Below are 24,258 nucleotides of genomic sequence, written 5' to 3' on the forward strand. Positions count from 1 at the left end.
TTTGCCAATAGTATGCCCCTGGGGGATTAGTTCGAAGTCTTCCACGGCCATTTGTTCTTTGAAACTGATGTGCTGGTCACAGATTTTATACAAGGTTTCTTTGGCGCACCAATAAACACAAAGGGCATTGATATCGTTTTTTGATGCCACCATTTCGTGATCAGAAAGAAACTTGTGGGCTACTTTTCGAAGCTTTTCCTTCGGTTGCTCCAGGTCAACGCCTACATCTTCCGTACTGTCAATTATGGCAGCCACATAAGGGTATGAGTGTGACATCGATACCTCTGCGGTGCTTTCTATGAGAAAAGGCTTGCCATTATCATTTTTAGTCAGGCCTTTGTAGTAGATACCCATTACTTTGCAAAGGCTTTTGATACAGACCCTGCCAGCCAGCCACTCATACTTTTTTTTATCACTTCTGAAGCTGTCAACAATCGTTTTGTCAGTATCTGCCGGGTCCAGCAGTGTGGTTAGTTCCTCGATGCTCTCTTCAATGTGCCATATGGCGAGGTACCGCGTTGTATTTATTTCTTCTATTTTATGTATTGGCATTTGATAACTGACTGGAAAACTTGCTTCTTTGCTTTAAAATCAGATTTTAACTTGCAAACAACGATTGATGGGCAAAGTTAACGTTTCCAAACTCAAAACCTTCACTGGTCATAATGATTGTGTTTATACCCTGGAAAGAACCCAGCATGATCATTTGTTTTTTTCAGGAGCAGGTGACGGCATGGTGGTGTTTTGGAACCTGAAAGAATCAGAGAACGGCCAACTTATTGCCAAGTTGCCTAATTCGGTATACGCCCTTCATTATCTAAATAAGGCTAACCTGCTGGTAGTGGGGCATAACTATGATGGAATTCACCTGTTAGACTGGGAGAATAAAAAGGAAGCAGGATCATTGAAGATGACTGATCAGGCCATATTTGATATAAAATCCTTTGGAGACCACTTGTATGTGGGTGATGCTTCCGGTACCGTAACAGTGGTGGACTTAAGGAGTTTGAACATAATCTATAAGATTAAAAGCTCATCAAAAAGTGCCCGCGCTATTGCCATCAATGAACAAAGCGGTGAGATGGCCGTTGGGTATAGTGACAATAAAATCAGGATTTTTAATCTGGAAGATTATCAGCTTGTCAAAGAACTTGAGGGACATAAGAACTCAGTTTTTACGGTTAAGTATTCCCCGGATGGTCAACTATTAGTAACCGCCGGCCGTGATGCCCATCTAAAGATATGGGATACCAAAGCCGGTTACATTGAGCTGGAAGATATTGTGGCGCATATGTATACGATTAATAACCTTGATTTTAGTCCGGACGGTAAACATTTTGTAACTTGTAGCATGGATAAGTCCATAAAAATCTGGGATACTCATGCTTTTAAGTTGTTAAAGGTGATAGATAAAGCCAGGCATGCCGGACATGGAACTTCTGTAAACAAACTGCTCTGGTCGTCGTACAACGATTTATTGGTAAGCGCCAGTGATGACAGGGCAATATCGGTCTGGGATATTGAGTTTAATAGTTGAAAAGTTGGTTAATATTATGACATTATGAAGATTACACCATTAGAAATACGCCAAAAAACATTTGAAAAGGCTTTTCGCGGGTTGGATAAAGATGAGGTCAGTGCGTTTTTGGTCACAATGTCTCAGGAGTGGGAGAAGTTGATCGATGAAAATAAAGAGCTTAAGATAAAACTACAGGCCTCTGAAAAAGAGGTTGAGAAACTGCGGGAAGTTGAAAACTCACTGTTTAAAACTTTAAAGACAGCCGAAGATACCGGAGCCAGCATGATAGATCAGGCCACAAAAACGGCAGAGTTGCACATGCGTGAGACTCAGATGAAGGCCGAAGCCGTCCTGAATGATGCCAAAAGCAAGGCCAAGGATATGATAGAGGAGGCAGAGATCAAGTCAAAGAATACCATTGATGAAATGGAGGACCAGATCCGAAGCATGGCTCAGGTGTATAGATTACTTGAGAATGTAAAGGATGACCTGATCTCAGATATCAAGAGTTTTGCCAATGATGCGCTTCAGAAGGTTGACCGGGTGAAATCCCAGATCAAGAAATTTGACGTAGAGGCTGAGTTATTAAGGGTGAAAAGGGAAGCGGTGGACAAAGCAGCCAAGACTTCTGTTAAGCTCCAAAACAGCTATAAAGCCATAGCACCCGAAAAGGCCCCTGAGGTTGAACAGAAAGTAGAAGAAGAGCCATACGAGCAAGAGCAACATGAACAGGAGCAGGAGGAGTCTGTGGTAACCAATACCGTTGAAGAACCCAAAAAGCCCAGGGAGTCAAAGGAAAACAAAGAAAGCACTTCATTTTTTGATGACATTGAGTAATGGGTAAGATCTCCCTCGAAGGTTTGCTTTTCAAAGCCTACCATGGCTACTATGATGAAGAGAGGCAAAAAGGAAATAAATTCGAAGTTAATATATCTGTAAAAACTGACTTTAACCACGCCTCTAAAAAGGACGAACTGGAAGGTACAGTTGATTACGAGCATCTATATGCCATAGTAAAGGATGAAATGGAGCAACCCTCCAAGCTGCTTGAACATGTGGTAAACAGGATGATAAACAGGGTGCTGAGTGAAATTCCTGCGGTTAAAAAAGTGAAGGTAAGCCTCTCAAAGTTTGATCCGCCCATTGGTGGACAGTGCAGAGCTGCAACAATAACGGTAAAAAAGAAAAGGTAAAATTATCCTTCCTGGTTTTCTTCAGGTTTTACAAAAGTGAAACCCCGGGCATCAGAACCTTCATAAAAATCCACTTCCAGTCCCAACAGGTACATGGTGTGTTTTTTTTCGACAATTACAGGTATGCCGTTAACCTCATATTCCAGATCGGTTTCCTTCTTTTTATCAAAGCCCAACAGATAATTAAAGCCGGAGCATCCTCCGCTGCCTTTTATGCCAATGCGCAGGGAATAACCTTCAGGTATGTTTTTGTTCGCCATTATATTACGAACCTCCTCTATGGCTTTGTCTGTAAGGGTAACAGGCTGAATGCTATCTATCATATCTCTTTCGGTAAGAAAACTCTATTCTGACTTCCACTCTGTAAACTTAAAAAACTTAAAATTAATTTCAGTGCTTTAGCATGCTAGAGGAGTACCAATGAACTCAATCTGTCAAAAGAGCTGTAAAAATATTATAACAGCAAATTTAACGAATGCCCTTAATATTAGTTTATGATGTAAGGTTTCAAGAGTTGAAAATTATTCTATCACTTTATACATCGTTTTCCCCCTGGCGTCCAGACATTGGTGCAAAACCTTAATGAGGTCGGTGAGGGAGTCAGGTCTGTCACTGGGGGTGCTATTCATGGCAACTTGTATAAAATTTTTAAAACAATAGGGAATGGCCTCCAGATCGATTTCTGGTGAATGATCAGAAAATATAGGGTTAAGGCCTGTGCTGAAGCCGGGTTGGAACTTTGCACATAACACATCATAAATAAGTGCGCCGATTGACCATATTTCCGAACGCACGTCGTAATCCTCATAGCTTTTAACCTCCGGTGCCAGGTACCTGGGGTTGGAGGCCAACATGGGACTTTTGCTGTAAACAGGTTGGTATAGGTTGAAATTGGTGATTTTTGGCGTGAAAAAGGGGAAGGTGAATTCAACGAAGATGTTCTTCATGCAGATATCCCTATGCAGCACCCCGGCACTATGAATGATCTCAAACCCCTTCAATATTTTGAAGATCATCTCTTTTACAACTTCATATGACGGGCAGCCGTGCCTCATGAGCTGATCCATAGTAGTGCCTTTTACTTTTTCCTGGACGCTATACACAAGACCCTGCTCTGGCAAGGGTTTTATTTTATAGTATCGAATGATATGTGGACTGTTTATGGCCTTTTCATCAGATAAAGTGAGGTATGTGTTGTTTAGGGTGTGCTGGTGAGGTATGTGTTCAACCTGATATACTTTGTTCCTGCTTAGCCCGCAGATGGATGGGGCACTGTCCCTCAACCTAATATTTCTTGTCATTGCCTCCACTATTGACTGATTAACCATTTTATTGCCTTACTGTTATTTGTAATGTAGTGTCTAAGATTTCAAAAAGTAAACATGCTCCTTGATGTAGTTTTTGAGTTGCTCTTGAGCAAGAATAATGCCTGAGAGTCTCAAAATGTGAGACTCTCACAGGAATATTTATTCATGTAGAAGAGTAGCAAGTGCGTCTGACCGGAGGCCGGTATTTGGGAGAGAAACCGAGGTTGAATTCTACCGGGTATTCATATACAAAACTTTCATGCTTTGTACAGTAAGTTATGGGGGCGCCTATCAACCGCATGATTTCGAGGTGGCGGTATAGTGTGCTTCTGGATATGCTTAATTTTGAGGATAATGTCTCAGGCGAGCCGGTACATTTTAGCCTGATCAATTGGTCGAGCCTTTCTATGTTGTAGAGGTATTGTTCGAATTTAATAGCCATACTGTTTATAGAGCTTTGTTTTTAACAGTAGTGCGTTGAATAAAGAAAGGTAAACGGTTAAAAGTATTTTTTCTAATCGATTTTATTTAAAAGTTTACTGGCGAGTTCGGTATACATACCCTGTTGGTCAATGATCTTATGCAGCAATGCTTTTAGTGACTCAGGCTCATTACTTTGGAGGTATGCCAACGCCAGGTACCACTGGCTATGTTGTGTTAAAATAGAATCATTGCTGACTTCTATCAGGGTTTCAAAAGCTGCAATGGCATTTTGGGATTGCCCAAGCTGGAGGTAGCAGTTACCAAGGTAAAGGTAGTAGGTAGGTTGGTCCGCACTTGCCAAACTAGTCAGTTCATTTGCTGCTTCCTGATATTTTTCTTCACTGTAGAGTTGAAGGGCCTTATTTACTTCGTCTCCTTCACCGCGCTGGATAGTTACCGCCGGGTAAAGCTCGTAAAATTCCTCAAACTGATTACTGATGGGTTGATTGGAAGTGTAAAAAAAGTATCCGATGGAGGCTATTATCAGTACAGACGCAGCAGACAGCCATAATTTTTTAATATAGTTTGTGTTCGAATTCTCAGTTATAGGAGTATTAGAAGAAATGCCTTTTAAGTGGGCTTTTAATTTTGCATTTGCGCTTGCTTTAATTGCAGCTACTACTCGTTTTTCATACAGTACAGCTTCTTTGAATTCAGGGTCTTTTAAGAGGAGGTCAAAGCTGTCCTTTTCACTTTCGGTAAGTGAGTCGGTCAGATATTTATCTATCAGTGCTCTATGGGTTTCTTCTTGCATGCTATTGTTTTTCGAGCTCTTTTGTTTTTTCAACAAGCTTTTTAAAACATCTTGATTTAGAAGTCTTGGCTACATCAGAGCTTGCAAATCCCATTATTTCAGCTATGTCTTCCATGCTCTTTTTTTCAAGATAGAAATATTTTATAATCTTGTAACACTTCTCACCTATGGTCTCCAATGCCTTATTAGTGATGTTAAGGAGCTGCATTTTATAGTCCACATCATCACTTTCAAAGAGCATATCATCTTTGAGGTACTGCTGGTAGTAGTTTTCTGCATCAATTGAGTTCATTTTGTTTTTTACTCGTTGTGCAGATAACCATTTGTTATAGCAAATACCAAAGATATAGCTTTTGGCATTGATCAAATGATCCAGCTTACCTGAGAGAACTTTATCCCTCAACTCCAGCAAGGCATCTATAAAAAGGTCTTCGGCCTCTTCGTTCTGGCATCTGGTTTTCTTTTTTAATCCGTTTACACAATAGCCTTTGTAGGCAACCACCAAATCCTCAAGACAAGACTGATCGCCTTGTTTAAGTCTTAAAACTATACTGTCATTGTCAAGATGGATCACTTATTAGTGCAAGCAGTTTAAAAAGGTAAACATCAAATACATTAAAAAATTGTGGGCTGTCAAGGGACATTTGCTCATTATTGTTTTAACAGCGCTTAAATTTATTAATTTAGAGTCAAATAATGAACACGAATATATGGAAGTAGTAATAGAATTTGGAAAGCTTTTAATTCCTGCTGCTGTGGTGCTTTATGCCATGTACCTTGTAGTGAAGTCTTTTCTGGATAAAGAGTTGGAAAAACAGCGCATGGAGATCAGGAACAGGAGTATTGAAACAGTTTTGCCAAACCGCCTGCATGCCTACGAAAGGGTTTGTCTTTTCCTTGAGCGGATTACACCTAATAACCTTGTTATAAGACTTAACAACGGACAATATACAGCCCGTGAGTTTCAGCAAATACTGCTCAATGAAATACGTGAGGAGTATAACCATAACGTATCGCAGCAGCTTTATATGAGTGAAGAGGCGTGGGAACTTGTGAAGTCGGCAAAGGAAGACCTGATCATGATGGTTAATGAAGCTACAAACAGATTGCCCGAAAAAGCCACCAGCATTGATCTGGCCAAACAGATTTTTGAGATGGCGGTTGAAAAGGATTTTGATCCTATACAGCATGCACTTACACAGGTAAAAAATGAGATCAGGCAAACTTTTTAGGAGGATGCCCACGTTGATGACCTAACACATGCGATTGATTTATGGAAAATGTAAATGGTAATAAATTTTTTGATAGTGCCAAACAGCGGGCGGCCAACATTCTAAAGAACCAGGAGCGACTACTAAACCTGATGAAAGCCTCAGGAGCAAAATTGAAGGATATTGACGTAAGCAGACTCAAGGACAATAAGTTTGTAGACAGGCTGAAAGTGATCATCAGAATGGTAAAAGCTTATAAAAGTGGTGAGTATCGCGACATCCGTTGGCAAAGTGTACTGCTTCTGGTAGCTGCTTTGGTATATTTTGTTACACCCATTGATCTCATTCCCGACTTTATTCCGATTACAGGTTTAGTAGACGACTTCTCAGTGGTAGTGTGGGTATATAGCAACCTCAAGGAGGAAATAGACAGGTTTATGCTCTGGGAAGAAGAGCAGGCTATTAGGCCGTAATGGTGTTAAGTATTTGGCAGCTAACCAAAATCAGAATACTTATATGAGCAGGACAGCATTAATAGCTGGTGCAACCGGCCTGGTAGGCAGCCAGCTTTTAGACTTACTTCTCAATGATCCATATTATGAAAAGGTGATTGTGCTTACGCGCAGGCTTGTCAGTAAGAAAAGTGATAAGCTTGTAAATTTGCTAATAGCCTTTGAAAACCTTGATGCCCACGCTGAGCAACTCAAAGCAGACGATGTGTATTGCTGCCTGGGGACCACCATGAAGAAGGCGGGGAGTAAAGATAAGTTCAGGCAAGTTGACTTCGCGTATCCTTATGAGATCGCCAGACTTTTCCATACTAATGGCGCTCAGCAGTTTCTGCTTATTTCTGCTTTAGGCGCAGATTCTAACTCTTCAATTTTTTATAACCGTGTAAAAGGTGACGTGGAGGAGGCCATAACTTCAATGGGTTTCCGGAGCTACCATATTTTCAGGCCGTCCCTATTGATGGGGCCTCGGCAGGAAAAGAGGTTGGGAGAAGGGCTTGGCAAAGCTTTCTTCAAGGTGTTTGGTTTTCTTTTTGCCGGGCCACTTAAAAAATATAAAGCCATTGACTCCGCCAAGGTTGCAAAAGCGATGTTTGCCATTGCCAGGCAAAATAAAATTGGCAAGTTTGTTCACGAATCAAGGGAACTTCAAAAATATTAACACAAACGTTTTATGATTGCAGTTATACAAAGGGTATCGGAATCCTCAGTAAAAATTAATGGTGAAATAAAAGGTGAAATAGGAAAAGGCTTATTGGTACTTTTAGGTATTGAGGATGAAGATGGAGAGGAGGATATTCAGTGGCTCACCCGTAAGATAGTCAATATGAGGATTTTTGAGGATGAAAATGAGGTGATGAACCGAAGCTTGCTGGATGAAGATGGTGATTTATTGCTGATCAGCCAGTTTACCCTGCATGCCAGTACCAAAAAGGGGAACAGGCCCTCGTATATTAAAGCGGCTAAGCCGGATATTGCCATACCTCTTTATGAAAAGTTCATTCAACAAATGGAACAGGAAGCAGGTAAGCCCATAGCTACCGGTGAATTTGGAGCAGACATGAAAGTTAGCCTGGTCAATGACGGGCCGGTGACTATTATAGTGGACACTAAAGACAAGAAGTAAGGCGCAAATAACTCAAAAGAATTACTGATGACAATAAAGGAAGCACAGGAGATTGTTGACCGTTGGATCAATACCACGGGGGTAAGGTATTTTAATGAGCTTACGAATATGGCGATTCTGACCGAAGAGGTCGGAGAAGTAGCCAGGATTATGGCACGGCGCTACGGGGAGCAGTCAGAGAAAGAGTCTGATAAGCACAAGGACCTAGGCGATGAAATGGCCGATGTGCTATGGGTACTGATCTGCCTTGCCAACCAAACCGGGATAGATCTTACTGAGGCTTTTAATAAGAACCTTGAGAAGAAGAATATCCGGGACAAAGACCGCCATATAAACAACGAGAAATTAAAATAGCAAAGATGGCCCGGCAGTTTTTAAGATACGCTGGGCTCTTTTAGAAGTACTATTTCACCGTTCCTGATCACCGGTACAACATCATACTCATCCAGCTTTAAGCAGTATTCAATGTCTTCATAAATGTTGAGTCTTTGCAACCTTTTGGCGTGTGATGAGCTTTGTACCAATGCCAGTAAATTGTGGCTCATATCCTGGTAAGCAGCCTGCACTATCAGAGGAGCATCACATTCATTGGCGAAGTCATTTTGAAGCTTTTCAATCAATGCCCCTGCGAAAAGGGAATCTTCCATATTGACCTTGCCCTTCCAGCCCGCACAAAAAATAAGCACATCCTTCTCCTGCTCCCTAAGGTATTGAGCTACCGCCGAAATGTTCAGGAAAGCACCAATGACAATCTCGTCAGCCTCCTGTGATTTTTCAATAGCGACCGTACCATTGGTGGTAGTAACTGCAACACTTTTACCCTTTAAGTCAGGGTTCATATAATCAAAAGGAGAATTGCCAAGATCAAAGTCCTCAACCTTCTCTCCGTTTCGTTCGCCGGCTATGTAGTAACCGTGGCTTTTCATCTGCCGGCATTCTTCAAGAGAAGAAAATGGCTTTATGCTCTTTACTCCATAAGCCATGCCCGTGGTCATGCAGGAAGTAGCTCTCAAAATATCTACTACAACCACTACTTTATTTTTAACATCGAACAGATGAATGAGGTCGGGGCTAAGACAAACATCAATGGTTTTCATATGGGCATATTTTATTTAAACCATGACAAAACGATAGGGGATGCCGTTTTATCATGGTTAACTTGTTGAAAGGATATTATATATTAAATCAAGGGAAGTTTACTGACTTCCGCTTTAAGTTTTCTGTTCCTTACAGCAATATAAACCTCGCTGCCGGGAGTTGAAAATTCTTTTTTCACATAGCCAAGACCAATACCCTGATTGAGTACCGGAGACATGGTGCCAGAAGTTACTTTACCTATTTCATTCCCTTCGGCATCTTCAATAATATAGTCATGACGGGGAATACCCTTGTCAATCATTTTAAATCCAACGAGTTTTTTGTTTACACCTTCTTCTTTCTGCTTTTTCAGGTTTTCAGCGTTGATGAAATCCTTAGTGAATTTGGTGATCCAGCCAAGGCCTGCCTCAAGAGGAGAGGTGGTGTCATCGATGTCGTTGCCATAGAGGCAGTAACCCATTTCCAGTCTCAGGGTATCACGGGCTCCCAGACCAATAGGCTTGATGCCTTCTTCCTTGCCTGCTTCCATGATCTTGTTCCACACCTCTTCTGCATCTTCATTTTTCACATACAGCTCAAAACCACCGGCACCGGTATAACCTGTTGCCGACATGATCACGTCCTTAACTCCGGCAAACTCACCGTGGGTGAATGTATAAAACTTAACCTCAGAAAGATTGGTGTCCGTTAACTTCTGAAGTACTTCAGTAGCTTTTGGACCCTGTACTGCAAACAATGAAATGTTATCAGAAATATTTTCCATCTCTGCACCTTCCGTGTTGTGCTGTGCGATCCAGTTCCAGTCTTTTTCAATGTTGGAAGCATTGACTACCAACATGTACTCTTCATCTTTCAGCTTATAAACTAACAGGTCATCCACTATTCCTCCTTTGTCGTTGGGCAGGCAGGAATACTGAGCTTTTCCATCTTCAAGTTTTGAAGCGTCATTGCTGGTAACCTTCTGGATCAGATCCAGTGCTTTCGGGCCTTTGAGCATAAACTCACCCATGTGAGAGACATCAAATATGCCCACTCCATTGCGCACGGTCATGTGCTCTTCGATGTCAGATGAATATCGTACAGGCATATTGTACCCTGCAAAAGGCACCATTTTAGCTCCAAGGCTTGCATGAAGATCGTTAAGCTGGATTTTCTTTAGTTCCATAAGTTTATTGTAGTGTTTTAGAGTGTCAAAGGTAGTAATTATGTAACTACTGATTAAACCGGCTGCAAATTTCTAAAAATTTTGCTCCGCTTCTTCTACTTTCTTAACCAATGTTTGGTAATCATTGACAAATATACGGTATGCTTCGGCCGGTATTAAAGGCTTAAGGTCCTCCAGGCTCAGTTCCGCGTAATTGTTAAGTTGTACCCTCGCGCATTGCAAAATATAAGCTTTAAGGAGCTTTACCGATTTAGGGTTAATTTCTATGCCATTCAGCAAGATGTTATAGGCCTCAAATTTGTCTTTGATCCCAAGATAATTTGCTGCAGCAATCGTCATCTCCTCCATAAAAGGGTTTTTGTAAGCGATTTGCTCATAATTTTGCCTTGCTTTGGTAGTGTCACCGCTGGCTTCATTGATCAGCGCAGTAAAATACAGCTTCTCGAGCAAATGCTCTCTGTCGAATTCTATTCCCTGATTGATCTTTGTGGACAAGCCTCTCACATTCCCCTGAGCAGCAAGCATTTTTAGTTCATACCATTGAATCCTGTCAAACAGTACCGGGTCAGAGATCTCCATACCTGCAAGCCTGCTGTAATAGTTTACCGCCTCTGAGTCAAGATCTTTTTTCCAAAGCTTTTTAGACATGTCAAGTATGGCCTGACCTTTATAGTTGGGGCTCTCTACCTCATCTATAAGCTGGTTAAACCTTGTGGTATCCGTATAGTTGATCAGGTATCTTAAGTAAAGGTACTTTTGCTGATCGGTAGCATTGGCATAGGCCTCTTCGGTAGTGGTGAGTACGGTCAGCATGTTTTTGGCAATGTCTTTTGCCTTATTGTCTCCAATCCGGAGCAGTTCCAGCCACACGGCTTTAGCTTCTTCAATACGCTGGTCTTCCGTCAGAGCGATGGCGAGATTGAATTTGGCATTGGTATAATTGCGGTCCGCTGCCCATTTGAAATAATCCACGGCTACATACGGTACCTCCTGTTCAAGTGCCCATAAGCCAATCAGGTTGAAATATTCGCCTGCATTGAAAGTGCTGGTATTGGCCAGCCAGTTCAATTCCCTGAAAGCTTCTGCCACTCGCTTGTTCTTGTAAAAATTAAGGTATTGTGCAGCCTTAAGCTTTTCGCTGAAACTCAGGTTGCCAGTATGATTAATGTATTTGCTTAGTAAGTTGGTTTGCAGGGAGTCTTCTCCGAAAAGCTGGTTAAAAGCGGTATTATAGACTATAGAAGCATCCAGAAACGATAAGGAAGAATCTTCAGGCAGGTAACTCCTATCATAATGTTGCCGGGCTTTACTGTTAAGCACAAAGCTGTTGTTTACAGAAATTTTATCATCCGAAATGTCAAAGCCATTAAGTACAGAGTCCGGGTTTATGTTTATGTCGTTTTGGGCGATAAGAGCCAAAAGATTGCTGCCTGCTGCCTGGCGGGTATCGTTCTGCTCATAAGCCTCGTTGAGGTAATAAGCAGCCGTGTCTATAATATTGGTTTTTGCATACGCCAGCCCGATATTATTAAGTATGGCCCCATTATCAGGTGATAATTCCAACCCCTGGTTAAGGGCAAACAGTGCATCAAAGAACCTGGACTGCTCCATATAAATGTTGCTCAGGTTCACAAAGCTCTGCGGCGTTGGGTTTTTGGCAATGGCTGCTTTATAGTGAACCGCTGCCTTCACATCATCTTTCTTTTTTAGCGTCAGGTGACCGAGCATATAGTGCGACTTGTGATTGTTGTAACCAAAAATTGCGGCTTCTTCAAAGTACGTTTCAGCAAGGCTGTTTTCACCGTTGTGCATGTGCAGGTCGGCTATGCCATTGTAGTAGGCTGCAATGCTTTGGTTTACGGGTACTTCCCAGTTAGATTTTACTACAAAGGCTATAAAGGCAATAAGGCCGGCCAGCCTGAAAGTGAAGTAAGGCATGCTGGTAGGGCGGTACAGCACCTTGTACACCTGTAAGTTTCTTTTGAGAGGGTCAAGAAAGTTACTGGTGATGTAAATAACGAAGATGGCTCCGTAACCCAGGTGGGAATAAATAATGAAATCCCTGAATACTTCAATGGCCGGATCGTTGAACGTGGCCATAAAATGCCCTAAAGTCATAAAACAGCAAATAGCCATGGCTATAAATGCTATGGCGCCAAAAGGGTAGAAGTTAAACAAATATTTATATTGCTCTTCGCGCTGGCGGAATCCCCAAATACCAAGAATGGCAGAAACCAATAGTAGTAAAAAGAGATTTACGTAAATGAAGTCCCAGTCTATCACGCGGGTTTCGTGAAGGTAAGCCAACACTAGGTTAGCAAGATATATAGTAGTGATGATGTAAAAATGGGCGATAGCGTTCTTGTTTGAACCTGTACCCGTAGTTCCTGAGCTGGTAAGCAGATAGATAAAGGCGGCGATAATCTCATGGGCTACAATCAGAATAAAGATAAGGCTTATGATCAATGGGTTGGCTATGCCATAGGTAGCCAGGTACAAAAAGGGAGTATCAACCTCTGAAAACAGTGCTATAATCAGTGCCAGGATAATGGTGAGGGCGGAAAAAGTGGCCAATCTGATTAAAAAGCTTGTGGCCGGTTTTATGCTATTGAAGAAATAAGATGCGGGAAGGAACAAAACCAAAGCCAGGATCAGACCCAGCTTTTTTTCACTACCGAAAATTAACAGCAGTTCAAGCTTATAGTTGACCAGCACAACCGCAAATAAAGCAATACCTACAAAATACCAGAACCTTGGGAGCGTAGTAACTACTGTAAGTAAAATGACAATACAAACAGTGGAAATAGCCAGAAAAGCATAGTATGAAAGGGTATTAACATTGGGGATGCTTCCGTGATACTGTTGAGTAAAAAGAGTGTTATCTGCTGAGGTACTCAGGCTGAAAGGGCCTACTTTAAACGAATCGATCAGTACATTCACATGCTCTGTTTTAGCCATTACATCCCAACCGATTATGGCGTCAGGCCCTGCCAGATAGTTGTAGGCAAACCAGCCCAGGCAAAGAAGTGAAAGTATTATTAGCCCGATGTATAGTTGTTTATACGGGGCTGACCAGTGTTTCCAGAAAAATTTTGATTGCATAGTTATTACTCCAAGACCTTAGGCACCCTGAAATAATCGGAGTCTTTTTTGGGAGCGTTTTTTAAAGCTTTGTCGTGACTAAGGTGAGGCTTTGGTTCATCTTCCCTCAGCGCATTTACTTCATGTGACATGGTAGTGAGGGGTTCAACACCTTCGGTATCCACTTCATTAAGTTTTTCCACCCAAGTGATGATTTTACTCATATCCGACATCATCTCCTCCGCAGTATTTTCGTCAAACTCCAATCTTGCCAGGTGGGCAATTTTGTTCAAAAGTTCTTTATCAATATTCATTCAGGTGCTTTTTAAGTTCTGAGTTAATGACTTCATAAGTTTTTTGCTTTAATGCAGGCATATCAGCCAGTGTCAAGCCCTGAGTTTCTATCGGTTCGTGATAGATGATTTTCATTTTGTGCCTTCGGGGCAAAAAACTCGAATCCGGCAAAATTATCCAATTATAGGGAATAGTGACAGGGATGATGGCAATTTGTTTTTCAATGGCTGTTCTAAAAGCACCATCTTTAAACCGGGTCATTTCCGGAGGACTGGTGGTAAGGATGCCTCCTTCCGGAAAAATCATCAGGTTCTTACCTTCATCTATTGCCAGACAGCTTCTAAGGAAGGTGCCATATCTGCTTTTCAGGCTGTCACGATTCACTGTGATGTGCAGCTTTTTATACATATATCCGAAAAGAGGAACCTTCTCCATATCGCTTTTTCCTACAAAAATGCTATTGATTTCATTTAACCCCATTGCTGGTATATCCAGGTAAGAGAAGTGATTTGGGCAAAAGATGTAATTTTTGTTTTTGTCCAGCTTTGTCCGGTACTCATTTTCATAGGGAATAAATATAAAAGTCAGGAATACTCTGGCCCACCAACGGTTAAATACCCCAACAAGGTGAAACTGCCTGGGGAGCAGTACCGGGATCATTAGCAAAGGGAAGAAAAATATAAAAGTTATGGCAAATACAATTACAGCATAGGTGGCATGGAAGCCTCTGATGATTTTCATTAAACTAAGATGATTCCGTTTTTCAATAATTCGTTTGGCTAAAAACATGAAGGGAGAATAAGAATATGCAAATATAACGTGTGTTTAATGTTATTTCAGAAGGTATGTCATCCGGATTTAATCATCAAGCTTAACTATACAACGCTGGTCTTTTAACAGATCGAGCGCCTGGCCAAGGTTCAGAGAAGACTTGGTTTCATCCATTTTTTCATTAAACGAAAACTTCAACTCTTTTCGTTTAAGCGCCTCTACAAACCTTCTCACCTCTTCTTTATTTTCCAGAATGAGCGGAGGTACTTTTGTAGGTTTATTGTCATCATCCTTCGCCACCATGGTTACATAAGAGGTGTTGGTATGCTTTACGCTGCCGAGTTTTACATTTTCAGCAATCACCTTGATGCCGATTACCATGGATGTGCTGCCGGCATAATTTACCGATGCATGCAACGATACCAGATCACCGACCTCCACAGGCTGCAAGAATACAACATCATCTACCGATACGGTTACACAATAGTTCCCCGCATGCTTTGAAGCACAGGCATAAGCAACTTTATCAATAAGGGACAATAAAATGCCTCCATGGATTTTCCCTCCGAAATTGGCATAGGAGGGGATCATTAATTCAGTAATAGTTGTTTTTGAATACTTTACGGTACGTCCGGCATGTTCCATGTTTTGAAGATAAAATAACTTTTTTTATTCTGGTACTTTATTTTCTACCTTTTACAAAGCCAGCCGTCCCTTTATAAAATATAATCCATATTCCAGTCTGGCGGGCTATGAAATTAGTTGAGAAGACTTTTATTTTCATTCTTTATTTACAACGCAAATAAACTACATTATGAAAAATGCAAATAGTTTTGAATGTATGTTGTTGAGAGTTATATTAACATATTTTCTGATTAAAGAATATATTAAGTGAAACTACGAGGATTGAAGTACAAGCTACTGCTGCAAATTATGCCGGTAGTGACGGTAATTTTTCTTGCATGTATCGGATATATCATTTTTAGTCTGCGGCAACAAGCCATAGAAGACAATGAGAAGTTGGCATTTAGCTATGTGGAAGAAGTAGCTAATGAGGTGAAGGCAAGGATGAATGAAGATATCGGGCTATCGCGGGCCATTGCCAATGCTGCGGCTGTTTATAAGGATTCTTCAGGAACGACAAGGGAGAATTTTATTAAAGGCATGCTTTCAGGTATTGTAGAAGGGGAGGAAAGCTATCATAGTGCATGGCTTAGTATAGAGCTCAATCATTTTGAGCCAGCCTGGAACCTGCCCTACGGAAGGAAACGCTATACCTTTTATCATCAGGGGCCACCAGCCATAGATTCTGCCAACCTGCAAGGTGATTTAAGAGGGAGTAGCTATTTAAGGTTGAAAGAGGAGAAGCGGGAAGAAGTAAATAACCCTTATTATTATACAAAATACAGTGATGCCGGAGATGAACGTAACGATGTCTTCGGAACCTCTATCTGCGCCCCTGTTCTGATCAATGGAGAATTTGCAGGTGTAGGAGGTGTCGACATTTCGCTGGAGCATTTTCAGTATGTTTCTGATTTTAAACCGTTTGATCAATCTCAGATATTCCTGATTGCGAATAATGGTGTCTTCGTATCGCATCCAAACAAAGAATTTATTGGTAAGAAGCTTGAGGAAATGATTTCTCCGGAAATAGTTGATCAACACGAACTGGATACTAAAGTAAGTCAGGGGGAGTCCTACCTGGTAGATACTCAAATATCTGATAATGGCGAGATGTACCTGTTGGCCCTTGCTCCGATTGAGTTGGGCAATTCCTACTATCCATGGTCCATTGGTATAGTGGTGCCCAGGGATGTGATCCTTACAGAAGTTAACAATAGTATGTTCAGGTCTTTGCTGATTGCTATCTTAGGCATTGCCATTATTGCCCTTGTCCTTTGGAGGATCTCCAATAACATCACCAAACCGCTGAATAAGGTCAATGCCCTGATTAAAGAAATAGCTCAGGGGGATATCGATCTCTCAAAAAAAGTATCTAACCCTACTGACGATGAGGTGGGAGAGATAAGTCTGTCAGCCAATGCGCTGATAGATGACCTTAATAATAAGGTGGAGTTTGCTAAAAGTATAGGCTCAGGTAACCTGGACCTGGAGCATCAAACAGCCGGTGAGCAGGATACTTTAGGAAATTCCCTCATCGCTATGAGGGACAGTCTGAAAGAATCTAAAATAGAGGATGAACGAAGAAGCTGGATCAATCGTGGCCTCGCTAAGTTTACGGAGATACTGAGGCTTAATGATGGAGAAATGGAAGGCTTCTACATCAAGGTAGTGAGCGAAATGGTCAAATATATCGGTGTCAATCAGGCCGGACTTTTCGTCATTAACAATGATGAAGAGGACAATACCTACCTGGAATTGGTAGCCGCATACGCCTATGAAAGAAGGAAATACCTTGAAAAGAAGGTGGGGCTGGATGAAGGACTGGTAGGGCAATGTTACAAAGAGAAACAGCGTATTTCCCTTAAAGAACTGCCTGAAGATTACATACATATCACGTCAGGTCTGGGCATTGCTCCTCCTACACATGTATTTCTTGTGCCCGTCAAGCTGGAGGAAGAAGTGCTTGGCGTTATGGAGTTTGCCTCCTTTGAAGTGGTGCCCGAGTATAAAATAGAGTTTGTCGAAAAACTGGCGGAAAGCCTGGCATCTACTATTTCCACGCTAAAAACAAACCAGCGGACAAGAGTGCTGCTGGAGCAGTCTCAGCAACAGTCAGAAGAGTTGCGGGCCCAGGAAGAAGAGATGCGCCAAAACATGGAAGAAATGGAGGCTACTCAGGAGGAGATGAAGCGCACCCAAAAACTGGTAGAGCAAAACCAGATGCTTATGGAGGTGCTTCTCAATCAGGCCGGGGATTCTGTCTTGGTTTTCGATAACCGCTATAATATTGTACTGATCAACGATGTGTTGAAAGCCCGCTATAAAGGCACCCAGTTTGAAATGGGAGTTGGTGACAACCTTCTGGAGAAGCTGGGCAGTCATAGGGAAATGTGGCAAAAACATTACGAGAAAGTCCTGGGTGGCGAACAGCTTCAATTTACAATCAAGAGCCAGCTCAAGGATAGCGAAAATTACAGGTTCTATTTTATGAGCCCGATCAGGGATGCCCACGGAGAAGTACGCTATGTAAGCGTCATTACCCGGGATGCCAATATCGATCAGTACAGTAATGTGCTGACCCAGGAACAGTTTGAGTCTTTATAACAACCAATTTTACATTTAATGTTACGTTTCAGAAACATAGTTAGTATGGCTATTCTCATGGCCATTAGCTTGCCTTTATCCGTTCAGTCGCAGTCCGAACTTAATCTGGACAGGATATTTACCAAATATGAATTTAGCCCTGAGTGGCTGGGGCCAATCCGCTGGTTTGATGAAGGCGAGAGCTACATTCGGCTGGAAAAATCTGCCTCGCACCCTTCGGCGCGTGACCTGGTGAAATACAATACAGTCAGCGGAGACAAAGTAGTGCTGATACCTGCCTCTTCATTGATCCCGGAAGGAAAACAGGAGCCTCTCTCCATTGAAAACTATTACTGGTCACCCGATAAATCGAAGCTTTTGATCTTTACCAACTCTCAAAGGGTATGGCGCTATAATACCCGCGGAGATTATTGGGTGTACGATACGCAGAAGAAAACCCTTAAACAGCTTGGGGGCAGCGATGCAAAGCCTTCTACCCTCATGTTTGCCAAGTTTTCCCCTGATGGACAGAAAGTGGCCTATGTAAGGGAACACAACATCTATGTGGAGCCATTAGCTTCGGATGAAATAGTGCAGCTAACCTCCGATGGCAGTGAAAGAATTATCAATGGTACTTTCGACTGGGCCTACGAGGAGGAGTTTGACTGCCGTGATGGTTTCAAATGGAGCCCTGATAGCAAATCTATAGCCTACTGGCGCATAGATGCCACCTCCATCCGTAACTTTTACATGATCAATAATACCGACTCCGCCTATTCGCAGATCATACCGGTGCAATACCCGAAAGCCGGGGAAACACCTTCCGAATGCAAAGTAGGCGTGGTGAACGCTGCAGGCGGGCCTACTACCTGGATGCACATGTCCGGAGACCCACGGCAAAACTATATCCCCCGAATGATCTGGACTCCGGACTCAAAGTCTGTACTTATGCAGCATTTGAACAGAGCACAAAACCATAACAGGGTGACCCGGGGAGATGTGAAAATGGGTAATGTGAAAGTTATTTTTGAAGATAAGGAAACCGCATGGCTAGATGTAGTAAACGACTTTCAATACCTGAACAAAGGGCAGAATTTTACATGGGTCAGTGAGAAGAGTGGCTGGAAAGCAGCCTACACCGTATCGGCAGATGGAAAATCAGAACAGCGTATTACTCCCGAAGGGCAGGATATGATAGAGATCAAGCTAATCGATGAAAAGGGTGGTTGGCTCTACTATATGGCATCTCCTGACAATGCTACCCAACGCTACTTGTACAGAGCTAAACTTTCAGGCAAATCAAAGCAACAAAAGATTTCCCCTGATGCCCAGGCAGGCACGCATGAGTATGATATCACCCCTAATGGTAAATATGCCGTTCACACTTTTTCAAAAGCAGGCGTACCACCCGTAACCAACCTCATTTCCCTGCCCGATCATAAGGTTATCCGAAACCTGATTTCCAATGAAAAGCTAAAGGCTAAAATAGATGCACTCGATAAGCAACCTATGGAGTTTTTCACGATTGATGTGGAGGAAGGGGTTTCCCTGGATGCCTATATGATCAAACCTGTTGATTTTGACCCTGCCAAAAAATACCCGGTACTCTTTTATGTTTATGGAGAACCCTGGAACCAGACTGTGCTGGATAGCTGGGGAGGCTCGACTTATTTGTGGCACCTGATGCTTACACAGCAGGGTTACATTGTTATGAGTGTCGATAACCGGGGAACCCCGGGTCCAAAAGGACGGGATTTCAGGAAGTGTGTATATGGCCAGATAGGAGTGTTGTCATCGGCAGACCAGGCGGCGGCTGTTAAAAAGATCATTAACAACTACAGCTTCGTAGACCCTGACCGCATCGGTATCTGGGGCTGGAGCGGTGGTGGAGCCATGACCCTGAATGCCATGTTCAGATATCCCGACATTTATAAAGTAGGTATGTCTGTTGCCCCCGTAACCAATCAGTTGTTGTACGATAATATTTACCAGGAGCGCTACTCAGGCATACCATCAGTGAACCCGGAAGGATACGAAAAAGGGTCACCTATTAACTTTGCTAAGAACCTGAAAGGAGACCTGCTGCTGGTGCATGGTACAGGTGATGATAACGTGCATTATCAGCATACTGAGATGTTGATTAATGAGCTGGTGAAGTACAACAAATTGTTTTCCCTGATGTCCTACCCCAATCGCTCTCACGGCATATACGAAGGGGAAAATACTTCAAGGCATTTGCGGGAGACGCTGACCCATTACTTAACAACCCACTTACCGGCAGGCCCTAAGTAACATGAGCTATTTTCAACTCATATTGAGCCTGCTATTAAGTGCCGATCCGGGACTGTCCTGGCAGCTCTACAAGCTTGACAAGGAAGCTTCGCTAAGAGGCATAGCCGCTGTGGATGAAAATATATGCTGGGTAGGCGGAAGCAATAGTATGCTGGCCAAAACCATGGATGGCGGTAATACATGGCAATACTACGACCTGGTGGATATTGCTGATGGCGAATTTCGCGACATTGAGACTTTTGGTGCCGACACAGTTATTGTGATGGCTGCCGGTGAAGGAGACAGATCTAAAATTTTTAAAACAACAGACGGAGGGGCCACGTGGAGGACCGTGTTGGAAAACAAATTTCCCAAAGGATTTTTCAACGGTATTGCCTTTTGGAATGATCGTGAAGGTATTTTAACCGGTGATCCGGTAGACGGGAAGTTGTTTATCATGACTACCCGGGATGGGGGAGAGTCCTGGCAGCGGGTTACAGACTTGCCGGAGGTGGTGCAGGGTGAGTACGGGTTTGCCGCCAGTGGTAGCCACATTACCGTTCAGGGCGACCACGTGTGGATTGGTACGGGAGGTTCAGTTGCGCGTATATTTCATTCTGCTGATAAAGGAATATCCTGGGAAGTTATTGATACCCCAATACTTCAAGGCGAGCCCTCTCAAGGTATTTTCTCGCTGGCTGTTTCTGCAGAGGGAGCAGGGCTGGCAGTAGGTGGCGACTACACCGATGAAACCACCGCCGGTAACAAAAATATTATATATTCGCAGGATAATGGTAAGACATGGAGTATGTATACCGGGCAACAGATGCCTTTCCGGTCGGCCATACGGTTTGTAAACGACATGGTACTGATCACCGGCCCGTCAGGCTCTGAATATTCCCCTGACAAAGGCCGTACTTGGATGAAGATAAATGGTCAGGGATTTCATACCTTAGATGTTACGAAGAATGGCGTGGTCTGGGCCGCCGGATCAGGTGGAAGAATTGGGAAATTGATTACTGATAAATAAAAGTGTTCTAATTATGGAAATAAATCTATTTGCTTCACAAACTTATAAGGATCGCCGTAATGCCCTGAAGAAAAAGCTGGGCAAAGGCGTGGTGTTGATATTAGGGAATGATGAGAGCAGCATTAACTTTAAGGATAACTGGTATCCGTTCCGTCAGGATAGTACATTCCTGTACTACTTCGGGCTTAACCTGCCCGGGCTTACTGCAATGATCGATATAGACAATGACCGGGACATTATTTTTGGTAATGAACTAAGCATAGACGATATCGTCTGGACAGGACCTCAGCCGTCGCTCGCAGAGCTGGCAGAAAAGGTAGCCGTTACCGAGGTACTTCCCACTTCCCGCATTGCTGACCATGTAAATGCTGCTACGTTATACCTTCCTCCTTACAGACCGGAACACTCCATAAAACTAAGCAGTTGGACAGGAAAAGGAGTTGCAGAAGCTGCAGGTGCATACTCGGTTGAGTTGATCAAGGCTATGGCTGAGCAAAGGTCTGTTAAGTCTCAGGAAGAGCTTGAAGAGATCAATAAGGCCGTAACTATAACCAGTGAAATGCACCTGGCCGTAATGAAAGCTGCAAGGCCTGGCATGAAGGAACACGAACTGGTAGGCGTAGCCATGAGAACTGCGGCGGAGCATAATGTCAGCCTTTCGTTCCCGCCAATTATGACTATCAATGGAAGCATCCTTCACAACCATTATTATGGCAATAAACTTGAAGAGGGGCAGATGCTCCTGTTTGATGGCGGAACCGAATCACCAAGAAATTATGCCGGGGACATGACCAGGACTTTCCCTGTAGGTGGCCGCTTTGATGCCAGGCAAAAAGCACTTTACGACATAGTGCATAGTGCGCACTCGGCTGCCGTGGAGGCGTTGAAGCCTGGAGCTGTTTTCAAAGATATTCACTTGCTGGCTGCTAAAAAGCTGGTCGAAGGCCTCGCAGAAGTTGGTATTATGAAAGGTGATGCAGACGCGGCAGTGAATGCCGGTGCACACACCATGTTCTTCCAGTGCGGACTTGGCCATATGATGGGCCTCGATGTACATGATATGGAAAATTATGGTGAGCAATATATTGGCTACACGGACACCCTGGTAAAGAGCAAAGAGTTTGGCTTGAAATCGCTGAGACTGGGTAAAGCTGTTGAGAAAGGTTATGTGGTCACCATTGAGCCGGGTATTTATATTATTCCGGAGCTCATAGATATGTACAAAGCAGATAATAAGTTCGCTGAATTTATCAACTACCAGGAACTTGAGAGCTATAGAGATTTTGGTGGTATCCGCGTTGAAGATGATTACGTGATCACCGATGCAGGAAGCAGCCTTTTGGGTAAGCCACTGGTGAGGTCATCAGAAGAAGTGGAGGCAGTACGAACTGCGGCCGTTAACAATGAAAAAGTTATAGCCAAGGTATAAGTAGAAGCCGAATTTCCTGGGGGTACTAACACTCGTCTCTTTGTTTGACAGGCTCCTGTAAATAGCAATCGGCAAAGGCAGTTGGCAAACTGTGGAGAAAAGAGATAGGCGCAGGTTACTAATTGCAGTGGCAGGCTTCACGTTACAGGCTTTACTTTCCAATTGGTTTGCATGTGCTTTTAGCTTGATTCAAAAGTGTAGCTCAGGCTCTGACTCGATAGAAATAAAAAGAGGTTGTATAAATGCACTTTAATACAACCTCTTTTCTATTTTCGTTTGATTCGGGATCAATTAATAGTCATTGTCGTTCCAGCTATCATCGTCATACCAGGTATCATATTCATTATTATCTACATACCCGTTGTCATCGTCATCCCATAGTTCAAATGTGCCTTCGAAGTACTCATCTTCGTCGAGGTAGCTGTCGTCATTAGTATCCCAGTCATTAAAAGTCCCGTCTTCTTCGTAATCATAACCGTCGTAATAGGTTACGGCACCATTATTCCATTCATTTTCGTCTATTCTTTGATCACTATTGGTATCCCAATCGTCATAATAACCATTGTCATTCAGGGTTGAGGAAAACTCGTTGTTATCCACTTTATTGTCCCCGTTGTTGTCCCAGGTAGAATAATCATTGTCCCTGTTTTGGGAGAACCCTGCTGTGCTGATCAAAAGAAATATAAGTAATGCGGTAGTTATTTTGCTTATCGTTTTCATATCTCTGCTTTTAGGTGAAATTTTATTTAAACTCACCCTGATTAACACAAACAGGTTGCCATCGTCTGGCTACAGGCAGGAAAAAATAAGATTTTGATTTTCAGTTGATTATGGTTAAAAGAAGCCGCTGAAGCTGGTGGGTTTGTGGAGAAAACTCCGGTAAAATGAAATTTTCTCCACAAGTGTTTTGGGTTCGGTTGTTAGCCTACATTTTGGACTCCATTCATTTTTTCTTCACCTGCGTAGTAAATGCTTAGCAGCGACTCCATTTGCTCCTTACCGCTGGCGATGTTGTTGATTTTGCTCCAGAGGTCGTTGTTTATAAGCTGACGGAGAGGCTGCTCCAGTTTGGGTATAAGCCGGAAAGGCTTGATGAGCTTTTTGTCCCAGACTTTGGCGTACCTGGGCAGGTCATCAGGATAAACGATTTTTCTTTGAGTGCCCTCCGGAAAAGGGCGAAAAGGTTCTGAAAGATTGAGGTAACCATAGTCATCTGTCAGTTGCTCTCCCGGGTGGATATCCCGAATGGCAATTTCAAAATCATAGGGAGTGGTAAAGCAGTTGGAATTGAAGCTGTGGTTGACAAACCGCCCGTTGTCCCAACACAAAATAAAATTGCCATCGCCATTGCGATAAGCATAAACATCCAGGATGTTTTTGTAGAATTCATCCATATCGGCAACTTCCGAAGGGGTAAATTCACGATCCAGCCTGTCCAGCACCCAGGTAATGGTGCCGGCCGGGATAAAAGAAGTGGCTACAACCCCGTAGCCAATCTCTTTGCTGATAAATTTCAGTTCAGTATGCGGGTGTATCATAATTGAAAATACGAAAAAGGTTGAGTTATCAAATGAAGGGGCAGATAATTTAATATTGCCCGGCTACTACTGTCTATAGTTATTAAAGGAGCAGGTAGGGTGTTTTGTTATACCGAACTGAGAAAAAGGAAAGCCAGGGGAAGGGTTTTGAAAAATAAAGCAGCAACTTCCGCTATTTGCTACTGGTTTTTAAGGAATAATTTTACGTTATTTGACTGTCGTTGAAAATGCCACCCGCAACGGTATTTTTCCTTCAGAATGATCACGGTTTC

Annotated in this window: 26 protein-coding genes; 12 read left to right on the forward strand and 14 right to left on the reverse strand. The window is 42.7% G+C overall.

Translation table 11 applies throughout. The features are described from left to right. A partial coding sequence (locus E1163_RS27055; protein WP_155176327.1) for a 4'-phosphopantetheinyl transferase family protein occupies positions 1-552 on the reverse strand: 552 nt, incomplete at its 3' end. Positions 553-619: 67 nt separating this feature from the next. Here E1163_RS27055 and E1163_RS27060 point away from each other — a divergent pair. From E1163_RS27060 to folB, 3 genes are read left to right on the forward strand one after another with little or no spacing between them, the layout of a single operon-like run. Then, positions 620-1,537: a WD40 repeat domain-containing protein gene (locus E1163_RS27060; RefSeq protein WP_155176329.1), complete on the forward strand. Its 918-nt coding sequence runs from the start codon at positions 620-622 to the stop codon at positions 1,535-1,537. A 24-nt stretch (positions 1,538-1,561) separates the two neighbouring features. Continuing rightward, positions 1,562-2,356, forward strand: coding sequence for a DivIVA domain-containing protein (locus E1163_RS27065; protein ID WP_155176331.1), 795 nt, complete (start codon positions 1,562-1,564; stop codon positions 2,354-2,356). Then, positions 2,356-2,712, forward strand: coding sequence for a dihydroneopterin aldolase (folB, locus tag E1163_RS27070; RefSeq protein ID WP_155176334.1), 357 nt, complete (start codon positions 2,356-2,358; stop codon positions 2,710-2,712). Before E1163_RS27065 ends, folB begins: the two co-directional genes overlap by 1 nt. 2 nt (positions 2,713-2,714) lie before the next feature. Here the strand turns inward: folB and E1163_RS27075 are convergent, their stop codons facing one another. From E1163_RS27075 to E1163_RS27095, 5 genes are all read right to left on the reverse strand, one after another. Then, entirely contained in the window at positions 2,715-3,035 is a 321-nt protein-coding gene (locus E1163_RS27075) for a HesB/IscA family protein (protein WP_155176336.1), read from the reverse strand. A gap of 198 nt (positions 3,036-3,233) precedes the next feature. Next, positions 3,234-4,013, reverse strand: a complete 780-nt coding sequence (locus E1163_RS27080; protein WP_185156229.1) for a protein kinase domain-containing protein — start codon at positions 4,011-4,013, stop codon at positions 3,234-3,236. Positions 4,014-4,182: 169 nt separating this feature from the next. Continuing rightward, the gene (locus tag E1163_RS27085) at positions 4,183-4,461 is read right to left on the reverse strand and encodes an HTH domain-containing protein (protein WP_155176341.1); all 279 of its coding nucleotides are present in this window, start codon (positions 4,459-4,461) and stop codon (positions 4,183-4,185) included. Positions 4,462-4,533: 72 nt separating this feature from the next. Beyond that, positions 4,534-5,256 (reverse strand): tetratricopeptide repeat protein, encoded by a 723-nt coding sequence (locus E1163_RS27090; protein WP_155176343.1) that lies wholly within the window; start codon positions 5,254-5,256, stop codon positions 4,534-4,536. Position 5,257: 1 nt separating this feature from the next. Then, positions 5,258-5,830, reverse strand: a complete 573-nt coding sequence (locus E1163_RS27095; RefSeq protein ID WP_155176345.1) for a sigma-70 family RNA polymerase sigma factor — start codon at positions 5,828-5,830, stop codon at positions 5,258-5,260. Positions 5,831-5,966: 136 nt separating this feature from the next. Here E1163_RS27095 and E1163_RS27100 point away from each other — a divergent pair, with 136 nt between their 5' ends. The 5 genes from E1163_RS27100 to E1163_RS27120 are packed head-to-tail and all read left to right on the forward strand — an operon-like array spanning position 5,967 to position 8,456. Continuing rightward, on the forward strand, positions 5,967-6,488 hold the full coding sequence (locus E1163_RS27100) for a DUF7935 family protein (protein ID WP_155176347.1): 522 nt from the start codon (positions 5,967-5,969) through the stop codon (positions 6,486-6,488). 41 nt (positions 6,489-6,529) lie between these two features. After that, the gene (locus E1163_RS27105; RefSeq protein ID WP_155176349.1) at positions 6,530-6,940 is read left to right on the forward strand and encodes a YkvA family protein; all 411 of its coding nucleotides are present in this window, start codon (positions 6,530-6,532) and stop codon (positions 6,938-6,940) included. Between the two features lie 43 nt (positions 6,941-6,983). Next, the gene (locus tag E1163_RS27110) at positions 6,984-7,637 is read left to right on the forward strand and encodes an NAD-dependent epimerase/dehydratase family protein (protein ID WP_155176351.1); all 654 of its coding nucleotides are present in this window, start codon (positions 6,984-6,986) and stop codon (positions 7,635-7,637) included. 12 nt (positions 7,638-7,649) lie between these two features. Continuing rightward, on the forward strand, positions 7,650-8,102 hold the full coding sequence (gene dtd, locus E1163_RS27115; protein WP_155176353.1) for a D-aminoacyl-tRNA deacylase: 453 nt from the start codon (positions 7,650-7,652) through the stop codon (positions 8,100-8,102). 27 nt (positions 8,103-8,129) lie between these two features. Continuing rightward, a complete protein-coding gene (locus E1163_RS27120; protein ID WP_155176355.1) occupies positions 8,130-8,456 on the forward strand; it encodes a nucleotide pyrophosphohydrolase in 327 nt (108 codons plus the stop codon). Positions 8,457-8,476: 20 nt separating this feature from the next. Here E1163_RS27120 and E1163_RS27125 read toward each other — a convergent pair whose 3' ends face one another. From E1163_RS27125 to E1163_RS27150, 6 genes are all read right to left on the reverse strand, one after another. Next, complete coding sequence (locus E1163_RS27125; RefSeq protein ID WP_155176357.1) at positions 8,477-9,199, reverse strand: 2-phosphosulfolactate phosphatase; 723 nt, start codon at positions 9,197-9,199, stop codon at positions 8,477-8,479. A gap of 83 nt (positions 9,200-9,282) precedes the next feature. After that, positions 9,283-10,365 (reverse strand): glycine cleavage system aminomethyltransferase GcvT, encoded by a 1,083-nt coding sequence (gene gcvT, locus E1163_RS27130; protein ID WP_155176359.1) that lies wholly within the window; start codon positions 10,363-10,365, stop codon positions 9,283-9,285. Between the two features lie 72 nt (positions 10,366-10,437). Next, positions 10,438-13,467, reverse strand: coding sequence for a tetratricopeptide repeat protein (locus tag E1163_RS27135; protein ID WP_155176361.1), 3,030 nt, complete (start codon positions 13,465-13,467; stop codon positions 10,438-10,440). Positions 13,468-13,472: 5 nt separating this feature from the next. Continuing rightward, positions 13,473-13,760, reverse strand: coding sequence for an Asp-tRNA(Asn)/Glu-tRNA(Gln) amidotransferase subunit GatC (gene gatC, locus E1163_RS27140; RefSeq protein ID WP_155176363.1), 288 nt, complete (start codon positions 13,758-13,760; stop codon positions 13,473-13,475). Further along, positions 13,750-14,481 (reverse strand): lysophospholipid acyltransferase family protein, encoded by a 732-nt coding sequence (locus tag E1163_RS27145; RefSeq protein WP_185156230.1) that lies wholly within the window; start codon positions 14,479-14,481, stop codon positions 13,750-13,752. The genes gatC and E1163_RS27145 overlap by 11 nt, the downstream gene beginning before the upstream one ends. 117 nt (positions 14,482-14,598) lie before the next feature. Then, complete coding sequence (locus E1163_RS27150; RefSeq protein ID WP_155176368.1) at positions 14,599-15,156, reverse strand: acyl-CoA thioesterase; 558 nt, start codon at positions 15,154-15,156, stop codon at positions 14,599-14,601. A 246-nt stretch (positions 15,157-15,402) separates the two neighbouring features. Between E1163_RS27150 and E1163_RS27155 the strand changes: the two genes are divergently transcribed. From E1163_RS27155 to E1163_RS27170, 4 genes are read left to right on the forward strand one after another with little or no spacing between them, the layout of a single operon-like run. Then, positions 15,403-17,739 carry a cache domain-containing protein gene (locus E1163_RS27155; RefSeq protein WP_155176370.1) on the forward strand — a complete coding sequence of 779 codons (2,337 nt, stop codon included), beginning with the start codon at positions 15,403-15,405 and terminating at the stop codon, positions 17,737-17,739. 18 nt (positions 17,740-17,757) lie between these two features. After that, positions 17,758-20,010, forward strand: a complete 2,253-nt coding sequence (locus E1163_RS27160) for a S9 family peptidase (RefSeq protein WP_246223930.1) — start codon at positions 17,758-17,760, stop codon at positions 20,008-20,010. A 1-nt stretch (position 20,011) separates the two neighbouring features. Continuing rightward, the gene (locus tag E1163_RS27165) at positions 20,012-21,019 is read left to right on the forward strand and encodes a WD40/YVTN/BNR-like repeat-containing protein (RefSeq protein WP_155176374.1); all 1,008 of its coding nucleotides are present in this window, start codon (positions 20,012-20,014) and stop codon (positions 21,017-21,019) included. Positions 21,020-21,032: 13 nt separating this feature from the next. Next, positions 21,033-22,448 carry an aminopeptidase P family protein gene (locus E1163_RS27170; protein WP_155176376.1) on the forward strand — a complete coding sequence of 472 codons (1,416 nt, stop codon included), beginning with the start codon at positions 21,033-21,035 and terminating at the stop codon, positions 22,446-22,448. Between the two features lie 291 nt (positions 22,449-22,739). On the opposite strand, the gene E1163_RS27175 is transcribed toward E1163_RS27170, so the two are convergent. Beyond that, the gene (locus tag E1163_RS27175) at positions 22,740-23,168 is read right to left on the reverse strand and encodes a hypothetical protein (RefSeq protein WP_155176378.1); all 429 of its coding nucleotides are present in this window, start codon (positions 23,166-23,168) and stop codon (positions 22,740-22,742) included. A 200-nt stretch (positions 23,169-23,368) separates the two neighbouring features. Continuing rightward, positions 23,369-23,986 (reverse strand): SET domain-containing protein, encoded by a 618-nt coding sequence (locus tag E1163_RS27180; RefSeq protein ID WP_155176380.1) that lies wholly within the window; start codon positions 23,984-23,986, stop codon positions 23,369-23,371. Positions 23,987-24,258: the final 272 nt, after the last annotated feature.

The sequence above is a fragment of the Fulvivirga kasyanovii genome (genome assembly GCF_009711405.1).
Classification (GTDB): domain Bacteria; phylum Bacteroidota; class Bacteroidia; order Cytophagales; family Cyclobacteriaceae; genus Fulvivirga; species Fulvivirga kasyanovii.

What these genes read in the sequence shown, in the direction of transcription:
- E1163_RS27170 (WP_155176376.1), top strand. Translation starts at nt 21,033, where the DNA reads ATGGAAATAAATCTATTTGCTTCACAAACTTATAAGGATCGCCGTAAT.
- dtd (WP_155176353.1), top strand. Translation starts at nt 7,650, where the DNA reads ATGATTGCAGTTATACAAAGGGTATCGGAATCCTCAGTAAAAATTAAT.
- E1163_RS27110 (WP_155176351.1), top strand. Translation starts at nt 6,984, where the DNA reads ATGAGCAGGACAGCATTAATAGCTGGTGCAACCGGCCTGGTAGGCAGC.
- E1163_RS27175 (WP_155176378.1), bottom strand. Translation starts at nt 23,168, where the DNA reads ATGAAAACGATAAGCAAAATAACTACCGCATTACTTATATTTCTTTTG.
- E1163_RS27100 (WP_155176347.1), top strand. Translation starts at nt 5,967, where the DNA reads ATGGAAGTAGTAATAGAATTTGGAAAGCTTTTAATTCCTGCTGCTGTG.
- E1163_RS27080 (WP_185156229.1), bottom strand. Translation starts at nt 4,013, where the DNA reads ATGACAAGAAATATTAGGTTGAGGGACAGTGCCCCATCCATCTGCGGG.
- E1163_RS27065 (WP_155176331.1), top strand. Translation starts at nt 1,562, where the DNA reads ATGAAGATTACACCATTAGAAATACGCCAAAAAACATTTGAAAAGGCT.
- E1163_RS27120 (WP_155176355.1), top strand. Translation starts at nt 8,130, where the DNA reads ATGACAATAAAGGAAGCACAGGAGATTGTTGACCGTTGGATCAATACC.
- E1163_RS27090 (WP_155176343.1), bottom strand. Translation starts at nt 5,256, where the DNA reads ATGCAAGAAGAAACCCATAGAGCACTGATAGATAAATATCTGACCGAC.
- E1163_RS27105 (WP_155176349.1), top strand. Translation starts at nt 6,530, where the DNA reads ATGGAAAATGTAAATGGTAATAAATTTTTTGATAGTGCCAAACAGCGG.
- folB (WP_155176334.1), top strand. Translation starts at nt 2,356, where the DNA reads ATGGGTAAGATCTCCCTCGAAGGTTTGCTTTTCAAAGCCTACCATGGC.
- E1163_RS27060 (WP_155176329.1), top strand. Translation starts at nt 620, where the DNA reads ATGGGCAAAGTTAACGTTTCCAAACTCAAAACCTTCACTGGTCATAAT.
- gcvT (WP_155176359.1), bottom strand. Translation starts at nt 10,365, where the DNA reads ATGGAACTAAAGAAAATCCAGCTTAACGATCTTCATGCAAGCCTTGGA.
- E1163_RS27075 (WP_155176336.1), bottom strand. Translation starts at nt 3,035, where the DNA reads ATGATAGATAGCATTCAGCCTGTTACCCTTACAGACAAAGCCATAGAG.
- gatC (WP_155176363.1), bottom strand. Translation starts at nt 13,760, where the DNA reads ATGAATATTGATAAAGAACTTTTGAACAAAATTGCCCACCTGGCAAGA.
- E1163_RS27180 (WP_155176380.1), bottom strand. Translation starts at nt 23,986, where the DNA reads ATGATACACCCGCATACTGAACTGAAATTTATCAGCAAAGAGATTGGC.
- E1163_RS27160 (WP_246223930.1), top strand. Translation starts at nt 17,758, where the DNA reads ATGTTACGTTTCAGAAACATAGTTAGTATGGCTATTCTCATGGCCATT.
- E1163_RS27135 (WP_155176361.1), bottom strand. Translation starts at nt 13,467, where the DNA reads ATGCAATCAAAATTTTTCTGGAAACACTGGTCAGCCCCGTATAAACAA.
- E1163_RS27085 (WP_155176341.1), bottom strand. Translation starts at nt 4,461, where the DNA reads ATGGCTATTAAATTCGAACAATACCTCTACAACATAGAAAGGCTCGAC.
- E1163_RS27165 (WP_155176374.1), top strand. Translation starts at nt 20,012, where the DNA reads ATGAGCTATTTTCAACTCATATTGAGCCTGCTATTAAGTGCCGATCCG.
- E1163_RS27125 (WP_155176357.1), bottom strand. Translation starts at nt 9,199, where the DNA reads ATGAAAACCATTGATGTTTGTCTTAGCCCCGACCTCATTCATCTGTTC.
- E1163_RS27145 (WP_185156230.1), bottom strand. Translation starts at nt 14,481, where the DNA reads ATGAAAATCATCAGAGGCTTCCATGCCACCTATGCTGTAATTGTATTT.
- E1163_RS27150 (WP_155176368.1), bottom strand. Translation starts at nt 15,156, where the DNA reads ATGGAACATGCCGGACGTACCGTAAAGTATTCAAAAACAACTATTACT.